This is a genomic window from Pseudomonas sp. NDM (assembly GCF_003105095.1).
Taxonomy (GTDB): domain Bacteria; phylum Pseudomonadota; class Gammaproteobacteria; order Pseudomonadales; family Pseudomonadaceae; genus Aquipseudomonas; species Aquipseudomonas moraviensis_A.
The window spans coordinates 1-10,452 of the sequence record NZ_QETJ01000163.1 but is presented as its reverse complement, the minus strand read 5'-3'; the positions used below and the strand labels follow the sequence as shown (position 1 = coordinate 10,452).

Here is a 10,452-nt window from a genome sequence, read left to right as displayed (position 1 = left end):
AAGGCTGCGATCTTTTGCTTTTATAAACAAGATCAAAAGATCGCAGCCTTCGGCAGCTCCTACAAAAAGCGTGTCGAGTAGCTGGTGAGGGAATCATGATCGGTGCCGAACTGCTTTCAACGGCAAGCCTGACGCTCGGCTGGCTGATTTATCTGCCGGTGCTGCTCTGGGCGATCATGCGTGCGCCATGGGTCGAGCTGTTCAGCGACAGTCGCCGTCAGCACTTGCTGTTCGGAACGGTGTTCGCGCTGTTCCTGCTGTGGCTGGTGCGCAGGGATTTCGATACCGGCGTGTCCTATCACTTCATCGGCATGACGGCGGTGACGCTGCTGCTCGATTGGCCGCTGGCGATCGTCGGCGGGCTGATCGCGCAGACCGGTCTGGTGCTGTTGGGCCGTCAGGATCTGGCCGCGGTCGGCGTTAATGGCGCGTTGCTGATCCTGTTACCGGTATTGGTCACCGAATGCGTGGCGATCCTTGTCGAGCGCGCGCAGCCACGAAATCCGTTCGTTTACATCTTCTGTTCCGGCTTCTTTGCCGCCGCGTTGTCGGGCCTGTTGTGCCTGATCCTGAGCCTGACGCTGCTGTGGTACGACGGCCTGTTCGCCATGCCGGAGTGGCTGGAAGATTTCGTCGGTTACCTGTGGCTGCTGCTGTTTCCCGAAGCCTTCATCAACGGCATGGTGGTCAGTGCGTTGGTGGTGTTCTGCCCGGAGTGGCTGGAGACCTTCAACCGCACCCGCTACCTCTCGGCACCATGGAAGGATGACGATCCGAAGTCTTGATCCACATCGAACCGCCATGCTCGCGGGCTTATGCGACCTCGATCAGCGATCAGTGACGCGGATTGAAATCGCCGGAAAACAACTCGTCTTCGGCGTCAGGGGCAACCGGAATCTTGTGCTCTTCCGAGGCCCAGGCGCCGAGGTCGATCAGTTTGCAGCGGTGCGAGCAGAACGGACGGAATTCGTTTTCCGGGATGAATTCGACGGGGGCGCCGCAGGTTGGGCATTCAACGGTTGGGATCTGGCTCATGCTTGGCCTCCGGATAAAGTCAGATAAAAGTGATGCAGACGCTCGACCTCGCTGTGCAGCCAGGCGAGGTCGCGGTCGTTGACGATCACGTCGTCGGCACGGCTCACGCGGTCTTCACGGCTCGATTGCGCCTTGAGGATCGCTTGCACTTGTTGTTCGCTGGTCTGGTCTCGCTGCAGGGTGCGTTCGATCTGCAGTTGCTGTGGCGCATCGATGACCAGGATACGTTGGGTCATCGCGTATTGCCCGGACTCGATCAGCAACGGTGAAACCAGAATCGCGTAAGGCGATTTTGCCTGCGCCAGATGATGAGCGATTTCTTCGCCGATCAACGGGTGGAGCAGCGCTTCGAGCCAACGCCGTTGTTCAGGGTCTTCAAAGATCAGTTTGCGCAGAGAGGCACGGTCGAGTGTACCGTCGGCCTGCAGCACGCTGGGGCCGAAATGTTCGGCGATCTTCGCCAGCGCCGGACGTCCCGGCTCGACCACCCAGCGCGCGGCGTGATCGGCATCCACCACATGCACACCGAGGTCGATGAAGTGCTGGGCCGCCGCGCTTTTGCCGCTGCCGATGCCGCCGGTCAGGCCGAGAATCCAGGGTTTTTCCACAGGGGTATTCATTTCAAACCGACAGACTGCCAATAGAAGTCGGTTATTTGACCACCCCAGAGCAAGGCAATCCAGCCGGCAATTGCCAGAAAGGGCCCGAACGGGATTGGCGTCGAGGTTTCCTGGGCGCGCAGACGCAGCATCAGCACGCCGAAAACCGCCCCCACCAGCGATGACAACAGAATGGTCAGGGGCAGAACCTGCCAGCCACCCCATGCACCGAGCAAGGCCAGCAGCTTGAAATCGCCATGGCCGATGCCGTCCTTGCCGGTGAGTAACTTGAACAGCCAGAACACCGACCACAGCGCCAGATAACCCGCGACCGCGCCCCACAGCGCATCGGACAACGGCACGAATACGCCGAAGCTATTGACGATCAGCCCCAGCCACAGCAACGGCAGCACCAGCACATCGGGCAGCAGTTGATGCTCGCAGTCGATCAGGCTCATCGCCAGCAAGCCCCACGTCAGCAAGATCAGCAGACCCGCCGGCCAGCCGAAGCCAAAGTGCCAGGCGATGAAGGCCGAGAGCAGGCCGCAGGCCAGTTCGGTCAGCGGGTAACGTCTGCTGATCGGTGCCGAGCAGGCCGAGCAGCGCCCGCGCAGCAACAGATAACTGAGCAGCGGAATATTTTCCCAAGGGCGGATCCGGTGTCCGCAATGCGGGCACGCGGAATGCGGCAGCATCAGGTTGTAGGTCGGCGCAGGTGTTTCGATGGGCAGGCCGAGCACATCATGGGCCTGCTGGCGCCAGTCGCGCTCGAGCATTTTCGGCAGACGCCAGACCACAACATTGAGGAAGCTGCCGACCACCAGACCAAGCAGCAGCGCGGTGAGCACAAAGGCCAGCGGGTACACGGCAAACAGTTCGTCGATAGGCATGTCAGATCGCTGAGCCGAGTTGGAAGATCGGCAGGTACATGGCCACCACCAGTCCACCGACGATGACCCCCAGCACCACCATGATGAACGGCTCCATCAGGCTGGTGAGGTTGTCGACCATGTTATCGACTTCGGCCTCATAGAAACTGGCAACCTTGTCGAGCATGTCATCCAGTGCCCCGGACTCCTCGCCGATGGCGGTCATTTGTACCGCCATGTTGGGGAATACACCGGTGCTGCGCATCGAGAAATTCAGCTGCATGCCGGTCGACACGTCCTGCCGGACCCGCAGCACCGCACGCTTGAACACCACGTTGCCGGTGGCGCCGGCGACCGAATCGAGCGCTTCCACCAACGGCACACCGGCTGCGAATGTAGTCGACAAGGTGCGGGCAAAACGTGCAACGGCGGACTTGTACATCAAGGTGCCCACCAGCGGCAGCTTCAGCAGCCAGGCATCGCGCCGGTCGCGCAGGGCCTGCGAAGTCTTCAGCGCGTGGCGAGTGCCGAAAAACGCCGCGACCAGGGCATAGAGAATCGCCCACCACCACTGCTGCATGAACTCCGACAGGCTGATGATCATCAGGGTGAAGCCTGGCAATTCGGCGCCGAACCCGGAAAACACCGACTGGAATTGCGGCACCACCTTGACCAGCAGAATACCGGTCACCACTGCCGCCACCAGCACCACGGCAGTAGGGTAAGTCATGGCCTTCTTGATCTTGGCCTTGAGCGCTTCGCTTTTTTCCTTATAGGTCGCGACGCGTTCGAGCAAGGTATCGAGGGCGCCGGACTGTTCGCCAGCGTCGACCAGATTGCAGTACAACTCGTCGAAGTATTGCGGTTTTTTGCGCAATGACGTGGCGAAGCTGTTACCGGCGGCGACCTCCTGTTTGACCTCGTCGACGAGTTTGCGCATGGCCGGGTTTTCGAAGCCCTCGCCGATGATGTCGAAGGACTGCAACAGCGGCACGCCGGCCTTCATCATGGTCGCCATCTGCCGGGTGAACAAGGCGAGGTCCTGCGGCTTGATGCGTTTGCCGAAGCTCAGCAGGGAGGCGGATTTCTTGCGCACCTTGCCCGGGTTGATCCCCTGTTTGCGCAGCTGCGCCTTGATCAGTGCGGGATTCTGCCCACTCAACTCGCCGCTGACTTTGCTGCCTTTGCGGTCCGTGCCTTCCCAGGCGTAAACGCTGACTTTTGCTGCCTTGACCGCCATGTTCAATCCTTGGTGACCCGGTTGATTTCCTCAAGGCTGGTGATGCCTTGCATGGCCTTGTGCAGCCCGGAGGTGCGCAGGTCGGCGAAACCGTCGCGGCGCATCTGGATGTCGATCTCCAGCGAATTGCCTTCGGCCATGATCAGCCGTTGCAGGTCCGGTGTGTTTTTTACCACTTCATAAATCCCCACGCGTCCTTTGTAACCGCCATTGCAGTGATCGCAACCGACCGGCTCGTAGATCGTGAAATGACCGATGCGTTCCTCGGGGAAGCCTTCCTTGAGCAAGGTTTCGTGCGGGATCTCCAGCGGCCGTTTGCAGTGCGCACATAACTTGCGTGCCAGACGCTGGGCGATGATCAGGCTCACCGAGGTGGCGATGTTGAAACCGGGAATACCCATGTTGTGCAGGCGCGTGAGAGTTTCCGCCGCGCTGTTGGTGTGCAGGGTCGATAGCACCAGGTGACCGGTCTGCGCAGCTTTGATCGCGATCTCGGCGGTTTCCAGGTCGCGGATCTCGCCGACCATGATCACATCCGGGTCCTGACGCAGAAACGAACGCAGGGCCTGAGCGAAATCCAGCCCCTGGCGGGGATTGACGTTGACCTGGTTGATGCCTTCCATGTTGATCTCCACCGGGTCTTCGGCGGTGGAGATGTTGATGTCGACGGTGTTGAGGATGTTCAGCCCGGTGTACAGCGACACGGTTTTACCGGAACCGGTGGGCCCGGTGACCAGAATCATCCCTTGCGGCTGTTTCAGCGCAGCGAGGTACAAGGCTTTTTGTTCGGCCTCGTAACCCAAGGCGTCGATGCCCATTTGCGCACTGGACGGGTCGAGAATCCGGATCACCACTTTTTCGCCCCACAGGGTCGGCAGGGTGTTGACGCGGAAATCGATGGATTTGCTTTTCGACAGGCGCATCTTGATTCGCCCGTCCTGGGGTTTGCGCCGTTCCGAAATATCGAGGCTGGCCATGACCTTCAAACGTGCGGCAATGCGCCCGGCCAACTGGATCGGCGGCTTGGCCACCTCGCGCAGCATGCCGTCTGTGCGCATGCGTACCCGGTAGTTTTTCTCGTAGGGCTCGAAATGCAGGTCGGAAGAGCCGCTCTTGATCGCATCGAGCAGCATCTTGTGCACGAAGCGCACGACTGGAGCATCGTCCGCATCGAGGCCGCCGATAACGTCCTGCTTGTTGTCATCGATGGACTCGACGTCGAGGCCGTCCAGATCGACATCGGCCATTTCTTCCAGGCCCGAAGCATGGCTGTCGAAGAACTTGTCGATGGCGTCGCTCAGCTTGTCGTCCTCGACCAGAATCGCTTCGGTGCTCAGGCCGGTGCTGAACTGGATGTCGCTGATTGCCTGCTGATTGCTCGGGTCGGATAGACCCACGAACAATTTGTTGCCACGTCGCCACAAGGGCAGGGCGCAGTGCTGGCGAACCAGTTTTTCACTGACCAGGCCCTTGGGCTGGGTTTCTTTGTCGAGGCAGTTGAGATCGAGCAGCGCCATGCCGAAATGTTCCGAGGCGATCTCGGCGATCTGCCGGCTGTTGACCAGTTTGTTGTGCACCAGGTAATTGACCAGCGACACACGATTGCGCTGGGCCTGCGCCCAGGATTGCCGGGCGCTTGTTTCCGTGAGCAATTCGGCCTGGACCAATTGCTTGGCCAGACCGCTCAGAGCGATGTCATTCATGGGGATTCCGCACGCTTGCCGTTCATGACTTATAGCCTAGTCAAGTGACAGCGCCAAACACGGCCGGTGCAGGTGACAAAAAGTGTCAGATAGTGCGGTTGCCGGTTGTAGGAAACGGCGTCGGGGAATGCGCGCGCCCAGCAGACGGGGGCAAAAGGGCGTTGGCATGGGCTGTGCTGAGCCTTGTTCAGATCATGAGATTTCGACTCATGCATGGAGCGTGTCTATGAAAAAACAACAAGGCTTTACATTGATCGAGCTGCTGATCGTTGTGGCGATCATCGGCATTCTGGCGACAATCGCCCTGCCGCAGTATTCGAAGTATCAGGCGCGGTCGAAGGTGACGGCGGGGCTGGCGGAGATTACCGCGCTCAAAGTACCGTTCGAAGACACGATCAATCAGGGCGGCACCCCGGATCTGACGAACGTCGCCAACGGTACTACTGCCACTTCCAACTGTACGTTGGCGGTTACAGGCACCGCGTCTACAGGCGCAGGATCAATCACTTGTACCTTGCTTAACGCGCCGGGTCCGGTTCTGGGTAAAACCGTCACGCTTTCTCGATCAGGATCCGCCACGGGCAATACTTCAGGCGCATGGACCTGCGCGACAACTGTCAACGCCGATTACTCGCCTCGTGGCTGCACGGCCAGCGGTACGTAATCCGGTTCGCGCCTGAAGCCCGAATGCCCCGCACCGCGGGGCATTTTTCATTTCGCGAGCACTTCACAAAAGCTCCAATAATTTCAGCAGCTTATGAACTTTCCAAAAAACCGCAACTTGCATGCGAAATTGAAGTGAGTCATGCATTTTGCATGAAAGTGAAAATCAGCGTTTTTCATAACTGTTTGTTTTTAAACGATTTTATACGGTCGAAAAAGTTGGCACAGCGTTCGCAATATCTCCGGTAACCCTGCTGACAAGCGTTACAGCAGACTTCCAGTAAAAACAGGAGTTACTCGTATGAAGAAGTTCGCTATCACTGCCGCTGCTACCGCTCTGACCCTGACCATGGCTGGTGGCGCTTTCGCCCAGTCCGCTCAGGCTACCCAAGCGCCAATGGTTCTGGCTGCCGGTGAAGTTACCAAGGCTAAAGAAGCTACTTCCGACACTTGGATCACCACCAAAGTGAAAAGCGATCTGGTTACCGAAAAAGGTATTCCAGGCACCGACATCAAAGTCGAAACCAACAAGGGTGTAGTTTCCCTGTCTTCTGACGTAGCTGTTACCGAAGCTCAGAAAACCACCGCGGTGAACATCACCAAGAAAATCAAAGGCGTTAAAGCAGTTTCTGCTGACGGCCTGAAAGCCGACTAAGGCAAGACTTCTCGCCTGAACCGGGAGAAGACGCGACAGACGGGCCGAGCAATACGTCTGCCGCAACTTTAGAGTTCATGCGAACGGTCACACGGATGTGACCATTACAGGCCCCGGCACTTGTGTCGGGGCCTGTTCTATTCATGGGTCACACAAAGCAAATGTAGGAGTGAGCCTGCTCGCGATCGCGGTCTGTCAGTTGACTGATGTCTCGACTGACAAACTGCGATCGCGAGCAGGCTCACTCCTACAGGGATGATGTATTGATCAGTTACCGCGTTTGCTGGTGATCTGCCGCAGGCGATTGCCTTCGAAGCGCAGGTACTGGTACATGCCGTTGTTCGGGCCGTAGGTCCATTCCTCGACCTGAAACTCTTCGCGCCGATTGGCACTGCGCTTGTAGCCGAGCACGTCCCGGCCGGCCGGCTCGCCACACTTTTGCAATACCTCGCTTGCGCGGTCGCCGAGGCTGATCAACTGGCTGCCGCAGCGCAAAGTGTCCGAAGCCGACGCGTGGCCAGCAACACACATCAGAGCGATTACCGCCAGCCAGTTACGCATGATCATTCGGCATCCAGATGCATTTGCGTTACCACGCGGCCATCGCTTTCGGCTTCGCCGAGGTTGGCGTCGATGAAGTACACCCGGTCATCCTCGAGCTTGCCCTTGTCGACCAGGTAATCCTTGATGGTGCTGGCGCGATCCTGGCCCAACTGCCGCAGCAGCACGTCGCTGCCACTCCAGAACGCGATCACGCCCTGGCGCATTTTTGCCGTGCGTTCTTCCTTGCCCAGATCTTTCCATTCTGTCGGTGGCTGGGTTTTCAGGCGGGTGCGGTAGATGCCTTCGAGCAGCGCGGCTTTCTCGCCTTCCGGCACTTGCAGCAGCGAGGCCTGGGCCGGGACTTTATCGCCACGGCGCTGGAGCATCTTGTAGTAGTTGTACTGGTATTCGCGTTCCAGACGCTGCTCGGCGAGCAACGGCCCGTCGCTGCTTTTCGCGGCAGTGCCTTCGATTTCCAGGCGTAGCGCCGGACGCTCCTTGAGCGCTTGCGACAGTTTCACCAGCGCCGCTTCGGCGTCTTTGCTCAAGTCGCTGGAGCCCGGTGCGAAGGACACCGTGCCGAGGTCTTCGGAGCCGCCGCCACTGACTAGCCCACCGATCATCTTGAACGGTGCGGCGGCGGCTTTGACGATGAGGTTGCGCAGGGTCTGCCAGACGATCGGCATCACGCTGAACTGCGGATTGTTCAGGTCGCCGGTCACCGGCAATTCGATGGAAATCTTGCCGTCGACGTCCTTGAGCAGGGCGATCGCCAGTTTCAGCGGCAGACTCACCGCATCGGGGCTGTCGACTTTCTCGCCCAGTTGCAGTTGCTCGACCACGACCTTGTTCTCGGCCTTCAACTGACCCTTGGTGATCAGGTAATGCAGGTCAAGATTCAGCCGACCCTTGCGGATGCGGTAACCGGCGAATTTGCCGGAGTAGGGCGTCAGGGTCGTCAGTTCGACGCGTTTGAAACTGGTGGCGATGTCGAGGCTGGCCATCGGGTCGAACGGATTGACCGCACCCTTGATCGTCACCGGCGCATAACGGTCGACCTTGCCTTTGATGTCGACGCTGGCCGGTTTTGCCTGACGACTGTCGATGGTGCCGATCTGGCCGTTGAGCTGCTGCACGGCGGTAGCGAAATTCGGGGTCAGGCTGAAGTCGGCGAAGTTGGCCGAGCCGTCGTTGATCGCAATCGCGCCAATATGAATGCCCAGCGGCTTGTCCTGGCTGGCCGGTTTGCTTCCGGCCGGTTTTGCACCGCTGTCCGCTGGTTGCGGAATCAGCAAGTCGTCGACGTTGGTGGTGCGGTCGTCGTTGATCATGAAACGCACGTACGGCTGTAACAGGTTGACCTTGTCGATCGACAGGCTGTCGCCGTGCTGATAGTTGATGCCGTCGACCACCACTTGCTGCCATTTCAGGAAGTCGCGGGTCTTGAGCGTATCGAGGGTGTGCAACTGATCGATCTGCGCGCGGCCGGTGACGCTGAGGGCCAGCGGTTCGGTGCTTTTCAGGTCGACCTTGAGATCACTGCCAAGCATGCCGCTGCGCAGTTCCAGACGAATGAACGGGTTGATATAGGATTGCGCGACCCGCAGGTCGACATCCTGGGTTTTCACGTTGAGCTGCGCATTCACCGGGGCCAGATTGACCGTACCGTCGGCGCTGATCCTGCCTTGCTTGCCCAGGCCGCTGTCGAGCCTGAGCTTGAAAGGCGAGCCGTTGAGGCTGTCGAAATCCTGCAGGTCGACGTTCAGCGGGGTGATGTCCAGCGCCACCGCCGGCTGTGCCGAGCGGTCGGCGAGATGGACCGTGTAGTTGCGCAGTTGCACATCCTTGACCAGCACCTGCCATGGCTTGCTCGGTGCAGTCGGTTCAGCCTTCGGCGAGTCGGCGGCCGCTGGTGCATCGGCCGGTTCGGCAGCGGCTTTGGCAGCCGGTTTCGACGGTTGGCTGGCGAACAGTTTCTGCCAGTCCAGTTGGCCATCGGCTTCCAGCGCCGCCCAGGTTTCCAGCTTGTTGCTGCGGATCTTGCCGACCACCACTTGCTGCTTGGCCAGGTCCAGCGAGGTTTCGCTGACGTCGAGACGTTCGAGCCTGGCCAGTGGGCGTCCATCCGGGGCCTTGATGGCGAACGGCGCGATGCTCACCGCGACGTTGTTCAGCAGCAGTTCGGTTTGTTTCGACAGGTTGAGTTTGTAGTCGGTGCTGAGGCTGACTACGCCGTTTTCCAGTACCAGCGGCACGGCGTCGCGGACGTAGGGCCAGAAGGATTTCATCTGGCCATCGGTGACTTTCAGGGTGCCTTCGGAGGTGAACGGGATCAGGCTGAAGTTGCCCGTCCAGTCGATCCGCCCGCCAGCGGGGCCGATCGCGATAAGGGTCATGTCGGCGCTGTCTTCGGGCAGGGTGCTGAGGTTTTTCAGCTCGAAACTGAGGTCGTCGTAGAGGAATTCGATCGGCTCGCTGGGGCGTGCGTCCTCGAAATGCACGACGCCGCCGGCCAGTTTGATGTTGTCGATGCGCAGCGGAAATGGCTTGGCGTCGGGATCGGCGGGTGTCGGCTCACTCGGCGGCACGTTGAACAGGCCCAGCAGGTTGAGCTTGCCGTCCTTGGCGAAGAGGATTTCGCTCTTGGGTTTGTCCAGTTCGATGTCCGACAGGTGCAGCGCTTTGGTCCACAGGCTGTCGATTTGCAGGTTGGCGTAGAGACGATCAAAGCCGACCTGTTCCTTGCCCGGCTCGCCGATGACCAGGCCCCACAGGGTGACCTCAAGGCTGAACGGGTTGAGTTCGATACGCTGCAAATGCGCTGGCAGCGTCGCGTAGCTGGCCAGTTGCTGGTTGGCCACACGCAAGGCAATGCCCGGCAGGATCAGAAACCCCAGCAGGCTGTAGAGGGCCAGGGCTGTCAGCAGTGCGCCAATCGCGCGAATCAATCCTTTGGGCATGTGCGGCTTCATCTGTCTGAATCGGAGTGCCTTGGAGTATGGCACGCGATTCTGGTTCCGAAGTGCTTGATGTGGGACAGGATTGTTCAGAAATTTCTGTAGGAACAGATCTCCATTGTAGGAGTGAGCCTGCTCGCGATAGCGGAGTGTCAGTCTGCAATTCTGGTCACTGACAGACCGCTATC

The 10,452-nt window shown here is 59.3% G+C and carries 10 protein-coding genes; 3 read left to right on the top strand and 7 right to left on the bottom strand.

The genetic code is table 11. The features are described 5' to 3' along the window. Positions 1–95 precede the first annotated feature (95 nt). Positions 96–785, top strand: coding sequence for an energy-coupling factor ABC transporter permease (locus DCO47_RS22665; protein ID WP_116658964.1), 690 nt, complete (start codon positions 96–98; stop codon positions 783–785). A 49-nt stretch (positions 786–834) separates the two neighbouring features. Here DCO47_RS22665 and yacG read toward each other — a convergent pair whose 3' ends face one another. From yacG to pilB, 5 genes are read right to left on the bottom strand one after another with little or no spacing between them, the layout of a single operon-like run. Further along, positions 835–1,035 (bottom strand): DNA gyrase inhibitor YacG, encoded by a 201-nt coding sequence (yacG, locus tag DCO47_RS22660; RefSeq protein WP_116658963.1) that lies wholly within the window; start codon positions 1,033–1,035, stop codon positions 835–837. Beyond that, the gene (coaE, locus tag DCO47_RS22655; RefSeq protein WP_116658962.1) at positions 1,032–1,655 is read right to left on the bottom strand and encodes a dephospho-CoA kinase; all 624 of its coding nucleotides are present in this window, start codon (positions 1,653–1,655) and stop codon (positions 1,032–1,034) included. The genes yacG and coaE overlap by 4 nt, the downstream gene beginning before the upstream one ends. Further along, the gene (locus tag DCO47_RS22650) at positions 1,652–2,524 is read right to left on the bottom strand and encodes an A24 family peptidase (RefSeq protein ID WP_042610480.1); all 873 of its coding nucleotides are present in this window, start codon (positions 2,522–2,524) and stop codon (positions 1,652–1,654) included. Before DCO47_RS22650 ends, coaE begins: the two co-directional genes overlap by 4 nt. A gap of 1 nt (position 2,525) precedes the next feature. Continuing rightward, on the bottom strand, positions 2,526–3,743 hold the full coding sequence (locus DCO47_RS22645; RefSeq protein ID WP_116658961.1) for a type II secretion system F family protein: 1,218 nt from the start codon (positions 3,741–3,743) through the stop codon (positions 2,526–2,528). A gap of 2 nt (positions 3,744–3,745) precedes the next feature. Beyond that, the gene (gene pilB, locus DCO47_RS22640; protein WP_042610478.1) at positions 3,746–5,446 is read right to left on the bottom strand and encodes a type IV-A pilus assembly ATPase PilB; all 1,701 of its coding nucleotides are present in this window, start codon (positions 5,444–5,446) and stop codon (positions 3,746–3,748) included. 226 nt (positions 5,447–5,672) lie between these two features. Between pilB and DCO47_RS22635 the strand changes: the two genes are divergently transcribed. After that, positions 5,673–6,110 (top strand): pilin, encoded by a 438-nt coding sequence (locus DCO47_RS22635; protein ID WP_064364126.1) that lies wholly within the window; start codon positions 5,673–5,675, stop codon positions 6,108–6,110. 300 nt (positions 6,111–6,410) lie between these two features. Next, on the top strand, positions 6,411–6,764 hold the full coding sequence (locus DCO47_RS22630) for a BON domain-containing protein (RefSeq protein WP_064364127.1): 354 nt from the start codon (positions 6,411–6,413) through the stop codon (positions 6,762–6,764). 267 nt (positions 6,765–7,031) lie between these two features. Here the strand turns inward: DCO47_RS22630 and DCO47_RS22620 are convergent, their stop codons facing one another. Both DCO47_RS22620 and DCO47_RS22615 read right to left on the bottom strand, forming a co-directional pair. Continuing rightward, entirely contained in the window at positions 7,032–7,331 is a 300-nt protein-coding gene (locus DCO47_RS22620) for a DUF2845 domain-containing protein (RefSeq protein WP_064364128.1), read from the bottom strand. Continuing rightward, entirely contained in the window at positions 7,328–10,279 is a 2,952-nt protein-coding gene (locus DCO47_RS22615) for a DUF748 domain-containing protein (protein ID WP_116658960.1), read from the bottom strand. The genes DCO47_RS22620 and DCO47_RS22615 overlap by 4 nt, the downstream gene beginning before the upstream one ends. Between the last annotated feature and the right edge of the window lie 173 nt (positions 10,280–10,452).